Origin of the sequence: Roseovarius tibetensis (assembly GCF_050896375.1) — a bacterium.
GTDB lineage: Bacteria > Pseudomonadota > Alphaproteobacteria > Rhodobacterales > Rhodobacteraceae > Roseovarius > Roseovarius tibetensis.
The window spans coordinates 1-15,768 of sequence record NZ_JBPBBB010000005.1 but is presented as its reverse complement, the minus strand read 5'-3'; the positions used below and the strand labels follow the sequence as shown (position 1 = coordinate 15,768).

10 protein-coding genes are annotated in these 15,768 nt (G+C 65.6%); 9 read left to right on the top strand and 1 reads right to left on the bottom strand.

Annotated features, from left to right (window positions below):
• Window positions 1-94 precede the first annotated feature (94 nt).
• From ACROSR_RS05100 to ACROSR_RS05075, 6 genes are all read left to right on the top strand, one after another.
• On the top strand, window positions 95-1,075 hold the full coding sequence (locus ACROSR_RS05100) for a TRAP transporter substrate-binding protein (RefSeq protein WP_432682723.1): 981 nt from the start codon (window positions 95-97) through the stop codon (window positions 1,073-1,075).
• A 73-nt stretch (window positions 1,076-1,148) separates the two neighbouring features.
• Window positions 1,149-1,709 carry a TRAP transporter small permease gene (locus tag ACROSR_RS05095; RefSeq protein WP_432682721.1) on the top strand — a complete coding sequence of 187 codons (561 nt, stop codon included), beginning with the start codon at window positions 1,149-1,151 and terminating at the stop codon, window positions 1,707-1,709.
• Window positions 1,709-3,013 carry a TRAP transporter large permease gene (locus ACROSR_RS05090; protein ID WP_432682719.1) on the top strand — a complete coding sequence of 435 codons (1,305 nt, stop codon included), beginning with the start codon at window positions 1,709-1,711 and terminating at the stop codon, window positions 3,011-3,013. The genes ACROSR_RS05095 and ACROSR_RS05090 overlap by 1 nt, the downstream gene beginning before the upstream one ends.
• Before the next feature lie 43 nt (window positions 3,014-3,056).
• Window positions 3,057-3,977: a hypothetical protein gene (locus ACROSR_RS05085; RefSeq protein WP_432682717.1), complete on the top strand. Its 921-nt coding sequence runs from the start codon at window positions 3,057-3,059 to the stop codon at window positions 3,975-3,977.
• A gap of 273 nt (window positions 3,978-4,250) precedes the next feature.
• A complete protein-coding gene (locus tag ACROSR_RS05080) occupies window positions 4,251-4,919 on the top strand; it encodes a cyclic nucleotide-binding domain-containing protein (RefSeq protein ID WP_432682715.1) in 669 nt (222 codons plus the stop codon).
• A 182-nt stretch (window positions 4,920-5,101) separates the two neighbouring features.
• Window positions 5,102-7,486 (top strand): flavin monoamine oxidase family protein, encoded by a 2,385-nt coding sequence (locus ACROSR_RS05075; RefSeq protein ID WP_432682713.1) that lies wholly within the window; start codon window positions 5,102-5,104, stop codon window positions 7,484-7,486.
• Between the two features lie 7 nt (window positions 7,487-7,493).
• On the opposite strand, the gene ACROSR_RS05070 is transcribed toward ACROSR_RS05075, so the two are convergent.
• Window positions 7,494-11,528 carry an AAA family ATPase gene (locus tag ACROSR_RS05070; protein WP_432682711.1) on the bottom strand — a complete coding sequence of 1,345 codons (4,035 nt, stop codon included), beginning with the start codon at window positions 11,526-11,528 and terminating at the stop codon, window positions 7,494-7,496.
• Between the two features lie 608 nt (window positions 11,529-12,136).
• Between ACROSR_RS05070 and ACROSR_RS05065 the strand changes: the two genes are divergently transcribed.
• The 3 genes from ACROSR_RS05065 to ACROSR_RS05055 all read left to right on the top strand — a co-directional run bounded on the left by ACROSR_RS05065 (window position 12,137) and on the right by ACROSR_RS05055 (window position 15,312).
• Complete coding sequence (locus tag ACROSR_RS05065) at window positions 12,137-13,675, top strand: bifunctional aminoglycoside phosphotransferase/ATP-binding protein (RefSeq protein WP_432682709.1); 1,539 nt, start codon at window positions 12,137-12,139, stop codon at window positions 13,673-13,675.
• A 442-nt stretch (window positions 13,676-14,117) separates the two neighbouring features.
• Entirely contained in the window at window positions 14,118-14,633 is a 516-nt protein-coding gene (locus ACROSR_RS05060) for a cupredoxin domain-containing protein (protein WP_432682707.1), read from the top strand.
• A 199-nt stretch (window positions 14,634-14,832) separates the two neighbouring features.
• The gene (locus tag ACROSR_RS05055; protein WP_432682705.1) at window positions 14,833-15,312 is read left to right on the top strand and encodes a DUF411 domain-containing protein; all 480 of its coding nucleotides are present in this window, start codon (window positions 14,833-14,835) and stop codon (window positions 15,310-15,312) included.
• Window positions 15,313-15,768 lie beyond the last annotated feature (456 nt).

Genomic DNA, 15,768 nt, shown 5'->3' with positions numbered 1-15,768 from the left:
CGCCAGTTTCAGACGGATACGCTTCGTTGACAAGCCGAGAGTTTGCGCCCAGCATCGACGCCACACCAACCAGAAAAAACGAGGGGAGATATCGATGAGCATCATCAGCCGACAGATCGTCGCGGGCGCCGTACTGACAGCCACGCTTGGCGCAGCACCGGCGCTGGCGCAAAACTGGGACATGCCCACGCCCTATGGCGATGGCATCTTCCACACCCAGAACATCATGCAATTCGCCGATGACGTACGAGAGGCGACCGACGGGGAACTGGACATCACCGTGCATTCCGCGAACTCGCTGTTCGGGCACGCCGAGATCAAGGATGCGGTCCGTCAGGGACTGGTCCCGATCGGAGAGATCCTTCTGTCACGGCTGTCCAACGAAGATCCCATCTTCGGCGTCGATTCCATTCCGTTCCTGGCCTCCAACTATGAAGAAGCCGAAGCCCTCTGGGATGCCTCGCGCCCGGCGGTCGAGGAAAAGCTGGCAGCCCAGGGGCTGACCGTGCTGTATGCCGTGCCATGGCCGGGCCAGAGCCTTTACCTGCGTGAGGAGGTCACCGACCCCGCCCAGCTGGAGGGGCTGAGCTTCCGCGCCTATAATGTCGCCACCGAACGGCTTGCCGAATTGCTGGGGGCCACACCGACACAGGTCGAGGAAGGCGACATACCGACGGCGTTTTCCACAGGTCGCGTCGAGGCCATGATCACCTCGCCGTCGACCGGGGCCAACGCGAAGGCCTGGGACTTTGTCTCGCATTACATCGACACACAGGCGTGGCTGCCCAAGAACATCGTGCTGGTGAACTCTGCCGCGTTCGACCGGCTGTCCGAGGAACGGCAGGCCACGGTGATGGAGCTTGCCGCACAGGCCGAGGATCGCGGCTGGGACATGTCCAAGGCCGAGACCGAGGAAAAGATCGCCGAGCTGGTCGAGGGTGGCATGCAGGTGTCGCAGCCCTCGGACGCGCTGAGCGCACGGCTGGCCGAGGTCGGCGAGACGATGACCGCCGAATGGCTCGAAGCGGCGGGTGACGAGGGTCAGGCCGTCATCGACGCGTACCGCGAGAACTGATGGACTGATGCGGGCGGCATCGCGGATGGCGCCCGCACCCGGATCATTCCAAGACAACCGGCAGGAGAGTGTAATGCGCAAGGCGCTGGACACGGTCTACGGGACCGCCCTTGCAGGGTCGTGCCTTGCCATGGTGACGATCGCGACCCTCGTACTGATCCAGGTTGGGGGTCGCATCATCGACCACGGGCTTACCTTTCTCGGGGTCGCGCCGCTCGGCGTTTCGGTGCCGTCGCTTGCGGAATTCGGCGGCTTTCTTTTCGTTGCCGCCGCGTTTCTCGCGCTGCCCTCCACGCTGCGCGCCGCCGGACATGTTCGGGTCACGTTGATCCTGCGGGCGTTCGGTCCGGCAGGCAACCGGGTGCTGGCCGCGGTCGTGCTGGCCATCGCCGCCGGGCTGGCCGGGTTCGCGACATGGCACGTGATCCTGAGCGTGCTGGACGCGCATGCCGCGGGAATGGTCTCATACGGGCGGATCGTCGTGCCGCTTTGGATTCCGAAAACCCTGATGGCGACAGGTCTGGTGATTTTTACCGTCGCGCTGATCGACGAGCTTGTGACGACGCTGCGCGGCGACGACCCCGCCTTTCGCACGGCCGAGCGGGCCCGCGACACGCGTGAAGGACCACGCTGATGGATATCGGCACGCTTTCGATCATCCTGCTGGTCGTGCTGTTCGGCTTCCTGCTGCTTGGCCTCTGGGTCGGGTTCGCACTTCTGGCCGTGGGTCTGGTGGCGATGGAGCTTGCGACATCCGCGCCGACCGGGTCGGTGCTGGCAACCCGGATGTGGGGCGCGCTGAATGTCTGGAACCTGACGGCGCTGCCGATGTTCATCTGGATGGGCGAGATCCTGTTCCGATCGCGGCTGTCGTCGGACCTGTTCACCGGCCTGTCGCCCTTCACGCGGCGGCTGCCCGGCGGCCTGTTGCATGTCAATATCCTGGGATGCGCGCTGTTCGCGGCCGTTTCCGGCTCGTCGGCGGCGACGACGGCCACCGTCGGGCGGATGTCCCTGCCCGAGTTGAAATCGCGCGGCTACGATATGCGCATGGCGATCGGCACGCTGGCCGGGTCGGGCACCTTCGGCTTTCTGATCCCGCCCTCGATCATCCTGATCGTCTATGGTGCTGCGACCGAGCAGTCCATCGCGCGGCTGTTCCTGGCCGGGCTGCTGCCGGGGCTGATGCTGGCGGTGATGTTCGCGGGCTACGTGATGCTGTGGTCGCTGCTGCATCGTGACCGCGTGCCGGCCCCCGATCCGCGCCCGACGATGCGCCAGAGGCTGCGCGCGCTGAAGCTTCTGCTGCCCACGGTGCTGCTGATCGTGGCGGTGATCGGGTCGATCTATGCCGGCCTCGCATCGCCGACCGAGGCGGCGGTGGTCGGTGTGGCCGGCGCGCTGATCATTTCCGGTCTGACCGGGGGGCTGGATCGCGACAGCCTTGTGGGTGCGTTGCGCGGGGCCGCGATGACGACCTGCATGATCGCCTTCATCCTTGGCGGCGCGGCGTTTCTCACCGTGGCGATGGGGTTTACCGGCATCCCGCGCACGTTGGCCACGTGGATCGGCGAGCAGGGCTATTCGCAATTCGCGCTTCTGTCGGCGCTGCTGGTGTTCTTCATCGTGATGGGGTTCTTCCTCGACGGCATCTCGATCGTGGTGCTCACGACCTCGGTGATCCTGCCGATGGTGACGGCAGCGGGCATCGACCCGATCTGGTTCGGGATCTTCCTTGTGCTTGTCGTCGAGATGAGCCAGATCACCCCGCCGGTGGGGTTCAACCTCTTCGTGCTGCAATCGATCACCGGGCGCGGCATATTCGAGATCGCGCTGATGGCGCTGCCGTTCTTTCTGATACTGGTCTTGGCAACCGCCATCCTGTCCCTGTTCCCGGAAATCGCGTTGTGGCTGCCGGGCACGATGATGTCGCGTTGAGCGTGGCGGGCGGCCCCCCGACACTGATCCGGGACAGCACATGATGCTTGGCTGGGTTGCGCGCAATGGGCGATCGGTGCTGATCGTCGGGCTCCTTCTGGGGATCGGATGGCCCGCGCTGGCGCGGGCCTTGGAGCCGCTGATCGTGCCGCTGATCGGGTCGATGCTGTTTCTCGCCGCCCTGCGCATCGGATCAAGTGCCGCGCGTCCACGTCCGCGTGACATCCCTCTTTATCTGGGCATGGCGCTGTTGTTTCAGATGCTGATGCCGTTGGCCGCGCTCGGGGTGCTGACGCTGTTCGGATGGCAGGGCGGTGTTATCGGTCTCGGCGTGGTGCTGGCGCTCGCCGCCAGCCCGATCACGGGCAGTCCGGGGCTTGCCATCCTGTCGGGCGCCGATCCGATGCCCGCCCTGCGCGGCCTTGTGGTTGGCACCGCGCTGTTGCCGTTGACCGTGTTGCCGGTATTCTGGTTCATGCCGATCTTTCCCGATCCCGCCGCGACACTGACCGCCGCTGGCCGGCTTCTGGGCATCATCGTGCTGGCCGGCGGCGGCGCGCTGGTGTTGCGGCGTCTAGTGCCGGGGTTGGCCAAGCCGCACGTGCAGCAAGGCCTGGACGGGCTGACCGCGCTGACGATGGGGGTTGTGGTGATCGCGCTGATGTCGGGGGTCGGCCCGGCGGTGATGGCCGGTGATCCGGCGGTTCTGGGCATCCTTCTGCTGGTCCTGGCGCTGAACTTCGCCACGCAGATTGTTGTCTGGACGGCGTTTCGCAGTGCCGGTGCCCCGCACCTGGCCCCGTCCATGGCCATCGTCGCAAGCAGTCGCAATCTGGCGCTGTTTCTGGCCGCAGTGCCGCCCGACATGGGCGACGCGTTGCTGCTGTTCGTCGGGTGCTTTCAGATCCCGATGTACCTGACGCCCCTGACCATGGGGCGGCTTTATGCCCGTTCCAACGCCTGAGACCCTGTCGGACGCGGCACAAGCAGCGCATATGGCGCAGCGCAGGACCCGCGGCGACAGACGCGCGGCAAAAAGACTTGACTCGCAGCGGGTGTTCGGGCCCCTACTCGCATCAGAGCGGTGACGCGGCCTTGAAATCCTTGGCTAAAGTGATGTCCTGCCGTTCGACAATACGGCGTTGCATGCCGCGGCGTGACCGCGAACCTGCATCAGTCGCCATGCCGCAAGAGGTGTCATTTGGACGCGTATCTCGATCCGACGTCACTGCTGATCATGACAGCGGTCGGCACGTATGTCATGGCGTTCCTGTTCCGCAATCAGATCCACATCCGCCTGCTCGTCATAATCGGCAGTCTTTGCTATTGCGCCTACTACTTCATGGCCGGTCCCGAGCCGCTCTGGGACGCCTTTATCGGCTCGACGATGATCGCGGCGGCCAGTTTTCAGGGCATGGTCAGGCTCTGGCTCAGCCGTGTGCCTGCCATCCTGCCGCGCGCGGATCGGCCGGTGTGGCGCTTGATGGGGGATATAGAACCGGGTCTGTTCCGGCAACTCCTGAAGGTCGGCGAAACACGCCGGATCGAGACGACGACGATCCTGACACAGGAAGGCCGAGCACCCGACGCCCTATGGTTTCTTGTCGAAGGCGAGCTGCGCCTCGAACGCCGGGCACAGGCACCGGCGCGTCTGAGCGGAAGCGGTTTCGTCGGCGAGATCGCGTGGCTCAACCACGGCGCAGCCTCGGCAACCGTCATCGCCGAACCGGGCGCACGGCTCATCCGGTGGCACGCCCCGACGCTGCGGCGCACGCTGCGCAAGAACCACAGGCTCGAACTGGCGCTCGAAGCATTGATCGCCCACGACATGGCGAGAAAACTTGCAAAAAGCAGCCCGATCACCAAAATTTGCGACGATGTTCCGCCCCGGTCCCGCGAGGTGTGACAGGATCGGTCGTCGGTCGTCGAGATCGGTGGACAGATTGGCATCGCACAGTCCGCGCCCGGCGCCATGATACGGCTGCACACGGGTTGAACGATCCGCGTTTCCGTTGACCGTTCACGAAAAATGTTGACGCACGGAATGCCACGCGGCACCGTGAAGACATTGTCAACAGGAGATTGATCATGCTGGACCTTATCATCGTGGGGGCCGGCTTGACCGGTCTCAAGGCTGCGCGGGACTGCACATCCCCAAGTGCCGGTCTGTCCGTAAAGGTGCTGGAAGGCCGCGACCGTGTCGGCGGGCGGGCCTGCTCGGTGGAACAGACGTGGCAGGGCAAATCCACATGGTTCGATTTCGGCGCACATTTCATCGGTGACGAACCGTTCCAGGACTCGATCTGGAAACTTGCACGCGAGCTTAACCTGAAACCCTTCAAGCAATATGCCGGCCCCGAGACACCACCGGGCCCCGGTGATCCGTTCTGGTGCGGCCAAGGCGCGAACCTGCAGGAAAACGCGAAAGGCGGGTTCGACGCCTATATCGGAACCACCGTGCCCGACGCGCCCGGCGATCAGTTCTATCTGCAGATGATGCAAAGCATGGTCGACCAGATCCCGACCGACGCGCCATGGTCGGTGCCCACTGCCGCCGCGCTGGACGCGCTGTCGGTCGAGGACTGGGTCAAGACCGTCAACATCCCAGAAGTCGGCCCGCCGTCGGATTACTTCATGGGGCTTGTGGCGATGCTCTGCCGGGTCGGATTCTCTTGCGAGCCGCGCGAAATCTCGATGCTCTGGTTGCTGTTCTACATCGGATCAAGCGGCGGTCTGGCACGGTTTCAGGCAATCCGGTGGCCCCTGCAAGGCGCGCAGGGGTTTCGTCTTCCAAAGGGCGCGCAGTCGCTGGCCGAGCGGATGGCGGCAGAATTGCCGTCCGGAACGGTGACGACCGGCGTGACCATCACCGACTGCAAGAACCCACCGGGCGGGCCGGTCACGCTATACGACGCGCAGGGCACTACCTATCAGGCACGCACGGTTCTTTTCGCCATGGCGCCGGCCCTTTACGCGGATATCGCGTTTCATCCGGCCCTGCCGCAGGCACGGCGCGATGCCGCGGGTGCGATGGCCAATTCCGACATGATCATGACCTTCGTGCGCTTCGACACGGCGTTCTGGCGCACCGACACCGGCACCTACCAGGCGGGAACGGTCAATGGCATCCCGGTCTATCCCGGCAACCCGGACCCGATGTTCGACGGCAACATCTCGGCCTGGGGGCTGTCAGGCGACGTCCTGATGCTGAACGGCCCCAGCGTTTGGATGATGGATAATGCCAGCGCCGAGCACGCGCCGGCGCTGTTCGCGTTCATCGTCGGCGATCAGGCACGCAAGCTGCGCAAGCAGACACCCGCACAGCGCGAGGCCGCGATCCTCAAACGGGTGGCGGAGGTGTTCAAGACCGACCTGACGGCATACAACCCCCGATATTTCGAAATGGACTGGAATGCCGAGCCCTTGTCCAAGGGCTGCCCGGCGGGCCATTTCGGCAAGGGCGGGTTTCTCGATGGTGGCCCCGCGATCCTTCTGGAAGGCAACGGACGGATGCCGGAAGGCGAGGTCTTCTTCGCCTCCACGGAAACCGCCTCGATCTCGAACGGCTACATGGATGGCGCGATCTGGTCGGGAACCCAGATCGCGCTGGCGATTCAGGCCCATCTGAAAAAGCAGACCCCCACGATTCACGACGATTTCCTGCGCCGCGGCGCGATGGACGGGTGTATTCGATCGGTCACAAGGGCGCTCGCGGCCGGCAATCCGTTCCTCGCACAAGCGGCGGTCGACCCCGGTTGCGTGCTGCACGGACCGGGCGGCGCCGCCTTTTCGGGCAGCTTCAAGGGGCAGATGGGCGCGGTGAACTTCTTCACCGAACTGGGCGTGCTGCTGACCCTCGACACGGTCAATCTGGAAAGCGTGGCGGTCGATGTTGCCAGCAATCGCGGCTTCGCCTGGCTCAGCCTGACGGGTGTCGCGAACCTGACAGGACAGCGCTTTCGGGATCTCAAGGCGACGCTCATGGTGCGGTTCACCGACCCCGCGCAGGCCGAGGTGCAGGTGGCCGAGCAATGGGTGATCGCCGACAGCGCCCTTATCGACGCGCTGGCCCTGCCGGGGGGCGCGCAGACCAAAGACCCCATCGCCGATATGCTGGACCGTGCCCCGGACGAGGGTCTCGATTGGCTGGTCCAGGCCAGCGATCCGGGTGGGGTGATCTTTTACGGGCCGGGCGGGACAGCCGTGCCCGAGGGGCCATGGCTCGACGGTGGCGGGCTGACGGCACTTCTGGCGGCGTTCGACGCGGTGCCGTGTTTCAAGGCCAGCCTCGAGGCGACGACGGGCGATCCTGCCGGTCTTGCGGGGCTGCTGCGGTACCGCATCACCGGGCAGTCGGTCACCGGCGGATCGGATTTCGATCAGCCGCTTCTCATGACCCTGCGCTTTGGCAACGCGCCGGGCAATCCGCTGACCGAGGTCCGGTTTCAGACCGACGGGACCGCGCTCGACTGAGGTCGGTTCACGGTTCCTGCGCCGCCCAGAGCGGCGGCTTGGCAAGATCGAGATCGCGCAGGATGGTATCGGCGCGCGCCCGCAGCGCGGCGGCGTCGTCGTGCCCGGCCCGATGCGCCAGACGTAGCGCTGCCTGCGCCTCGTCGAGATAGAGCCCGCGGGCCGCGGCATCGACGCGCGCGGCTTCCCAGAACCTCGCAGCGCGGCGGTGGCGCCCGGCCATCGCGGCGCCGTCGCCCCTCGCATAGGCCAGCTTGGCCCGCGCGCCCGGATACTGCCGCGCAAGGCGGCTGCCATAGCCCACGGTCGACCGCATCACGGCCGCCAGCCTGCCGGGATCGGCACCGCGCAGGCGCATGACCTCGATCAGGTCGCACATCATCATCACGGGCTCCATCCCGTAGATTCCGGGGCTTGCCATGCTGTCGAACAGACGCGCCACCTCGACCATCGAGACGAGGGCATCAGCGTCACGCCCCGCCCGGACCCGCGCGCTGGCATGGGCAAGATGCAGGGTCATGTAATTGTCGGTGCTGCCTTCGGTCACATTCTCGGGTGTGGCGAACAGCACGTCCAGGCGGTCAAGGCAGTCGTCCAGCGCGTCGAATTCGCCCAGATATACATGGTTTTTCGCGATCGCCGTGCGCGACCACACCTGTGCCAGCACGTTGCCGCGATCCAGCGCCACCTCCAGCAGGCGCACGTCAACGGCCTGCGACGCGGCCACCCGACCCTCGACCCGCAAGGCGTTGCCGTAATTGGCCATCGACGAAAACCAGTTCTTCCATTCGCCCACGCGCTCGCAGATCGGCGGGCAACGTCCCAGATGGGTCTGCGCCGTCGGGAAATTCCCCTGCCCCATCTCGAACACACCGGCAACGAACAGCACCCAGGACCAGGTCAGATCATCCTCCAACCGCTCGCACATCGCCAGCGCGCGGTCACGGTACGCCAGCGGGTCGATGGCCCACGGTGCGGACATGCCGACAAAGGCTATGCCCATCAGGATCTTGGCCATGATCGGGCTGTCGCCACCGGCGCGTTCGCCAAGGTTCAGCGCATAAAGCGCCCCCGCCAGCGTCTGCGGGATATCACCATGCTGATAGGTGATCTCGGACAGCGCGTGGAGCGCCTCGGCCACCATCAGCGCCGTGTCCCGCTGTTCCGGCGGGATAGAGCCCGGCCTCACACCGGTCTTGAGGCGCATGAATTCCCGCAGGCTGCACCAGATCGCCCCGGCCTTTCCGGCCGGTAGCGGCGCGTCCAGAAGGGCGATCGCCCCGCGCAGGGTATCCGCGCCACGACGGTAATATCCAAGCGACATCAACGCGTTGCCCTCAAGGTAAAGCCACCGACCTCGTCGGTCTGTCTCGAACCTGCGCGACGCGCGATTGGCATGGTCCCGCGCGCGGCTCGTGAACTCCACGACTTCGGCCGGGGCGTTGCCCGCCTGCGCACCATGCGCGGCACGTTCGTACCAGTCCACGGCGCGGTCATGCTCTTCGGCGTTGGACCAGTGAAAGGCGATCACCGGCGCGGCGTCACCGGCATCGCCCTGCCCTTCCATCCAGCGCGCCGCGGCGCTGTGCAACTCCATCCTCTGCTCTCGCAGAAGCAGACTGTGCGCGGTGTCCTGGATGATCGCGTGATGAAACCGGAACCGATCCGCGTGCCCGGCCCGCGCCTCGATCAGGCCGGTCCGCAGGATCGCCTGCAGATGTGCCGACAGTGTGGCGGCCTCCACCCCGCCGGGTCGGATGCTCGAAAGCTGCGCAAGGTCAAACCTGCGACCGCAGACGGCCGCGGCCTTCAATGTCAACTGCACCGTCGGATCGAGCGTCGAGATCCGGTCGGCCACCACGCCTTCGACACCGTCGGGAAACTCGATCGCCGCGACACCGTCCTCTCCCAGCCTGACGGAGCAGTGCTGCCCCCGCGTGCGGATGATCCCGCGGTCGCGCAGCGACAGCGTCAGTTCCTTGACGTAAAGCGGATGACCCTCGGCCCGGTCGTGAATGAGACGCGCCAGATCGCCCGGCAGATCGGTCACACCGAGCACCGCCGAGGCAAGCTCGGCCGTCTCGTCGTGCGGCAGCGCCGCCAGCGGCATCTCGACCAGGCAGGTTTCCTGAAACATGGTCGCCGTCTCCCGCGGCAGTGCCGCCCGGTCCAGCACCCGAGAGACCAGCAGCAACCCGAGGCCGGGCATCCGGCGATGGACCTCGGTCAGTACCAGCCACGAGGAACTGTCCAGCCAGTGGGCGTCTTCGATCACCAGCCAGTCTGCCGTGTCGCGCAACAGCCGCGCGGCGACCTCGGCGACCGTATCCACAAGCAACCGACCGCGCGTGGCCGTGTCGAACCCTTGTGTTTCCGGGGTGTCGGGCAAGTCCTGCGGCAACACCGGGTTGAGAAGTGGCAAGCGTCCGGCGAGCACCGGATCATCCGCGACCAGCGCGGACAGGCGCGGCTCCATAGGCGCATCGCCGAGGAGCCGGGCGAATATGGCGCGCCACATGTGCAGACCCGTGGTCCGGCGCAGAACGTCACCGGCACCGTCGACATGGCGCAGGCCCTGATCCGCCAACAGGGTGCGCGCCTGACCGGCCAGCCGTGACTTGCCCATGCCGGCCTCGGCCTCGATCAGAAGGATCGGCGCGGCCTCGCCAGGGCGGTCCATGACCATCTCGGAAATCGCCGCCAGTTCCCGCCGCCGACCGACGAAGGCGTGTGTTTCGACACGGGCGCTGGCTTGCTCCTGCGGGTCGGCATGGACCGCCCAAGGGGTCTGCCAGCCCTTGAGCGGCACCTCGACCGGCGGGGCAAAGGTGAACCGCGCGTCCGCCGCGTCCGCCGTCGCCGTGTCGGCGCGCAGCCTGTCACCCGACAGGCGCGACAGGGCCGAGGCCCTGTTGACCGCATCGCCAAGCACCGCGTATTGTCGGTATTGCGCATGCCCGATCAGCCCGGCGAACACCTTGCCGGTGGCGATCCCGGCGCGACATCCGAACCCCCGTTCCTGCACGGCGTCCTGCGCGTCCAGTGCCGCCAGGACACAGCGGGCCGCGTCGTCTTCATGCGTGTTGGTCGCAAGGCCCCAGACCGCCTGCACCAGCAGCCCCTTGTCATCGTTGATCGCCTGCAGCACCAGACCGTCGGTCGCCTCGATTGCCGCACCGATCGCGGAAAACAGCCGGTCGAGCCGGTCGGCGGCCCCGGTCATCGCCGCGCTGAACCCGTCGATCGCCAGAAACAGCACGGAGGCGCGGCGAAACTCCGCCAGCCATCGCCGGTCACCGGCCCGCACCAGAGATGCCGTGGACGCGGCGACATAGGCCGCGGGGGCCGGTGCCATCGTGTCGGACGCGGCATCGGGCACGGTGGGCGGTTCGGCGCGGCAGGCCCCAAGGCCATCGACGATGAATCCGGCCCCGTGCCCGTGACCCGTCACGCCGTCGCCCAACAGGTCGCGAAGTTCGATCGGCATCGCGACCTGTCCCGGTCCGGTCAGGGCGCCGAGGGTCGCCAGATCTTCGAGCACCGGACCGGCGGCGTGCAGGTGCCGCCGCCCGGCCCCAAGACCCACATCCGCAACCCAGACAGGCCCCGCCGCGACCGAGACCTGCAGGCGCACGGGCGCAAGGATGGGGTCGCGCTGGTCCGAAGAGATCCGCTGCAGCTCCTGCGCGCAGATCAGGGCCCGCGCAACGGCATCGGGCACGTCACCCGCATCCGGGGCCGGCCAGATCGAGATTGCGGCATCCCCTGCAAGCGTCACCACCGATCCGCCATGCCGCGCGATGCAGTCGGCCATCAGTTCGAGCAGACGGTTCAGAAACCCGCCGATTTCCTCGGCGCTTCGGGCGTGCGTATCGACCAGCGTGGCGCAGATGCGTGAGTACCCCACCAGGTCGGCCAGAAGGACCACCCCGCCCTGCCCCTGCCCGGCCCGCAGGACATCCCCCTCGGCGTCCAGGCGCTGGCGCAGGTAAACCGGAACCAGCGCGGCACTGTCAGAGGGATCGATCCCGGCGCGCGTCATCGCATCGGCCCGGGACCGGCCGGAACACGCCCCGGATCGTCACCCCGCAGTGTCGGTGCCGCCTCGGCGGCAAGGCCCTGTGTGGTCGCAGCGCCTCGTCGGAAGGTCTTGCGGGTGTCAGTCGGCACGATCTCGTAGTGCAAAATCCTGTCGCCCTTCATCTGGAATGACCTCACCGGTTTCAGTGTTTGATCGCTATCCTGTCGGCATCATTGCCGATCGCGCCCAAGGCGGCAAGTCTCGGCTGGTTCCGGCACCCGTGGTACGGCGTCATGTATCGGCGCGACGGGACCGTGGCGCCCTGCCCTCGTCGCAGGCAAGACGTCGTACGTCGGACAGGATGGGCATCCGCGCGCAACTTGCGCTGCGGCTCCGGCTCTTTTGCATCGGGCCGCGCGGGGCTGCTGCCGGTCGGACCGGGCGACAAGGTCCTGTCCCGGCGGGTCCAGCGGTCATCCGGTGTTCACGCTCAAAGCGTTTATACCGCAGCCATCCTATGCTACCCCGTGCCCCATCAAGCCGCGCGCGACCTTATGCTCGATCAAATCCGTCGAAAGGCGGTGTGACCTCGGGCACGGTCGCAGCCAGAACACTGACGGGGGATGATCATGGCGCATGAGGATCAACAGGCGGTCAAGGATTTTCTGGAAAATCCTGCACTCTACGGCCAGACCGGCACCGTCGAACGGATCGACACGCATATCTCGTGCCTGTTCCTGATCGGCACGCGGGTTTTCAAACTCAAGCGCGCCGTGCAACTGGCCTATCTGGACTTTTCAACGCCGGAACAACGCCTTGTAGCCTGCGAGACCGAGTTGCAGCTTAACCGCCGGACAGCGCCGGAACTCTATCTGGCGGTCCGTCGCATCACGGCAGGGGCGCAGGGGCCGGAATTTGACGGCACCGGTGATCTTCTGGATGCGGTGGTCGAAATGCGCCGCTTTGATCAGGAGGCCTTGTTCGACCGCATGGCGCGGCGCGGGGCGTTGACGCGCCGGCACCTCGATGCATTGGCGCAGCAGGTCGCGGCATTCCATGCCGAGGCCCCGGTCGACACGCATGCCGACGGGGCCGGCAACATCGCCTCGGTGCTGAAGATCAATGCGGCCGGATTCAGACAGAGCGCCCTTTTCGACGCCGCCGACATGTCCCGCCTCGACGCCGCCTTCGAGGCCGCCTTGCACACCCATGCCGACCGGCTGGACGCCCGAGCGCGCGCAGGCAATGTGCGGCGGTGTCACGGGGATCTGCATCTTCGCAATATCTGCCTTTACGAGGGGCGGGTGCGGCTGTTCGACTGCCTCGAATTCGACGAGGCGCTTGCGACGGTGGATGTGCTCTATGATCTCGCATTCCTGGCGATGGACCTGTGGCATAGGGGCCTGCAGGAGGAGGCGTCGCAGGTCGTGAACCGCTATTTCGACGGATCCTCACAGGAGGACGGCTATGTCCTGATGCCGTTCTTTACCGCCTTGCGCGCTGCGGTGCGGGCACATGTCACGGCGACGCAGGCCGCATCCGCAACAGAGGATCGCGCAACGCTCGCCAATGAGGCGCGCCGCTATTTCGATCTGGCCGAAGATCTGCTTGTGCCCAAAGCGGCGCGGCTGGTGGCCGTTGGCGGTCTGAGCGGGTCGGGCAAATCCACCCTTGCCGCAACGCTCGCCCCGCATCTGGACCGTGCGCCGGGCGCCCGCGTGATCAGCAGTGACCGCACGCGCAAGGCGATGTTCGACACGCCCCCGGATCAGCCCTTGCCGCCCGATGCCTACAGCCCCGAGGTGTCCGCGCGGGTCTATTCGGATATGGCCCGACGGGCAGAGCGGCTGCTGAAGGACGGTGTTACCGTGATTGCCGACGCTGTGCACGACCGCGCAGAGGACCGCGCCGCGATCGAGGATGCGGCGCATGCCGCCGGGGTGCCGTTCGACGGCGTGTGGCTAGAGGCCGATCCCGACAGGTTGCGCGCGCGCCTGCAAACCCGCGATCCCGGTGCATCGGATGCCGATCCAGATGTGCTGTCGGGACAACTCGCCCGCGCGCCGAAATCCACGGACTGGCACAGCATTTCCACGTCCGGGACCCTGGCAGATAGCATGAACGCGGTCCTGACACGATTGACCAAGCGCGCGGACGACCCGTCCTGACGGCACGGTATCGACAGCACCGGTGTCATCGGCGAACGCGGTCCCTGTGTCCGGGTTGAAAAACACACGGCAGGCTGTGCGACATGAAACCGCCGTGGGACCGATGATGCGGGCAAAGCTCGACTGATCGAGGGCCGCGGTAAAACGCACACCGCCCGGAGATGCGCACATGCGATATCCGGCATACTTACTACAGGGTAAGGCGCGCTGCCCTTTCTTGTTCCACCCTTTTGCCACGGTTACCGTGACGTGAAACGCGTGGGTTTTTGGGCCATCCCATGGTCGATGACACTGTTCGGCCCGGTCTTGGCACTTGACCTCTTGGTGGCGCTGGCGGGAACCGGCATGCTGATCGCACGGAACCTGTGGCCGTCGGGCGATCCTGAAACCGAACCTCGACCTGACACGAGCCGAGACCACGACACGCAAAAGGAGTCACGCCATGAAACGAACATCCCTTGTCACCGCGCTTCTACTGGGCGCAGGTGCGGCCATGGCGGCCGGCACGCATGATGGCGGGCATGGTCACGACGACGGGCACATGGCCGGTCACGGCCACGACGCGATGATGCAGGTCGGCCGGCCCGGCACGTCGGACAAGATCGATCGCACCGTCAAGATCACGATGCGGGAGACGTCGGATGGCCGGATGATCTTTGATCCCGACAATCTGAGCTTTCAACCCGGCGAAACGGTGCGGCTGCGGGTGCATAACGCCGGGGATCTCGATCATGAATTCGTTATAGATACCCATGAAAACAACGAAAAGCATCGCAAGATGATGCAGACCTCCCCGAACATGGAGCATGACGATCCCAACGCGATCCGCCTTGCTCCGGGCGCGACCGGGGACATCATCTGGACGTTTGCCAACGCGGGAAAGTTCCAGTTCGCCTGCCTGATCCCCGGCCACATGGAAGCCGGCATGCATGGGCCGATCCATGTTTCGGACACATGACATCGCCACGGTCGGGAAGATCACTGCGAGACGCGGCAGGCCCTAAGACCGCAAGGTCAGGATCATGCGCGATCATCGCTCCCCTAAGGTCCCGCGCGTCAAGACGAGCAGATCTGCCGACATCAAGGGTGCGCCCGACACGGCTCGGGGCCATCTGCCCCGAAGGGCATCACATTACGAAACCGGAAAGGAAAACAACATGATCCACAATACGCTCACGCGGCGCGCGATCCTCGGTGGCGCGACAGCGCTTTTGGCGACAGGTCCGTTGCAGACATCGGCACAAGGCACCGGACCAGCGATCCATGTGCTAAAAGACCCAAACTGTGGCTGCTGCTCGGCCTGGATCGATATCCTTGACCGGCAAGGGTTCGCCATCACGACCGAACACAGCGCCGGGGTCCTGCTCATGCGCTACAAATCCGAGAACGGGATCCCGCCGGACATGGCTTCGTGCCATACGGCCCGCGTCGAAGGCTACATGATCGAGGGTCATGTCCCGGCTGCCGACATTCGCCGGCTGCTCGACCAGCGGCCAGACGCGGTCGGCCTCGCGGTTCCGGGCATGCCCTACGGATCGCCCGGCATGGGCCCCGAGTCCGCCCGTGAGGCATACGACGTGTTCCTGATCCTTCGCGATGGCGGAACCGAGGTGTTCAGTCGGTATGAAAGCGCCTGACAACGGGCACATGTTCCTACAGGCCCAACCGGCGCGGGCAACACCCCCCAAGGGGGCTCCATCGGGGTCTAGGCGGTCCCCGACCGGACCGGGGCGATTGTCCCTTGCCATGTCGACCAATCATTGGGGGACAGAAATGCGCGGTCTACGTGATGGGTGTCACCCCGACAGCCTGCCGGCTGCAGCTCGAACGGTGCGCCGTCTCGCCGCCCCGGCCTGTCAAGCGATGCGCTTGTGCCCCGATGCCGCGTGATCAGCCGGAACGGGAGAAGAAGGTAAATAACCGTCACACGAGCGCGGTACCTCCGGCAAAGTATTTGTATTATACCTCTAACCTTCCAAAAACCGAAATTCTTGGTGGGTTATGACGCGGAAATTGTCTGACACCTGTTCGCGGAACATTTTCCATTCTCTTGGGATGGTTTCGCGGAAGAACGCCAGGATGGCGTCGGCGAA

Bases quoted from the DNA above. Each gene is read 5' to 3' on its own strand.
- ACROSR_RS05100 (WP_432682723.1), top strand. From the start codon at position 95: ATGAGCATCATCAGCCGACAGATCGTCGCGGGCGCCGTACTGACAGCC.
- ACROSR_RS05095 (WP_432682721.1), top strand. From the start codon at position 1,149: ATGCGCAAGGCGCTGGACACGGTCTACGGGACCGCCCTTGCAGGGTCG.
- ACROSR_RS05090 (WP_432682719.1), top strand. From the start codon at position 1,709: ATGGATATCGGCACGCTTTCGATCATCCTGCTGGTCGTGCTGTTCGGC.
- ACROSR_RS05085 (WP_432682717.1), top strand. From the start codon at position 3,057: ATGCTTGGCTGGGTTGCGCGCAATGGGCGATCGGTGCTGATCGTCGGG.
- ACROSR_RS05080 (WP_432682715.1), top strand. From the start codon at position 4,251: ATGACAGCGGTCGGCACGTATGTCATGGCGTTCCTGTTCCGCAATCAG.
- ACROSR_RS05075 (WP_432682713.1), top strand. From the start codon at position 5,102: ATGCTGGACCTTATCATCGTGGGGGCCGGCTTGACCGGTCTCAAGGCT.
- ACROSR_RS05070 (WP_432682711.1), bottom strand. From the start codon at position 11,528: ATGACGCGCGCCGGGATCGATCCCTCTGACAGTGCCGCGCTGGTTCCG.
- ACROSR_RS05065 (WP_432682709.1), top strand. From the start codon at position 12,137: ATGGCGCATGAGGATCAACAGGCGGTCAAGGATTTTCTGGAAAATCCT.
- ACROSR_RS05060 (WP_432682707.1), top strand. From the start codon at position 14,118: ATGAAACGAACATCCCTTGTCACCGCGCTTCTACTGGGCGCAGGTGCG.
- ACROSR_RS05055 (WP_432682705.1), top strand. From the start codon at position 14,833: ATGATCCACAATACGCTCACGCGGCGCGCGATCCTCGGTGGCGCGACA.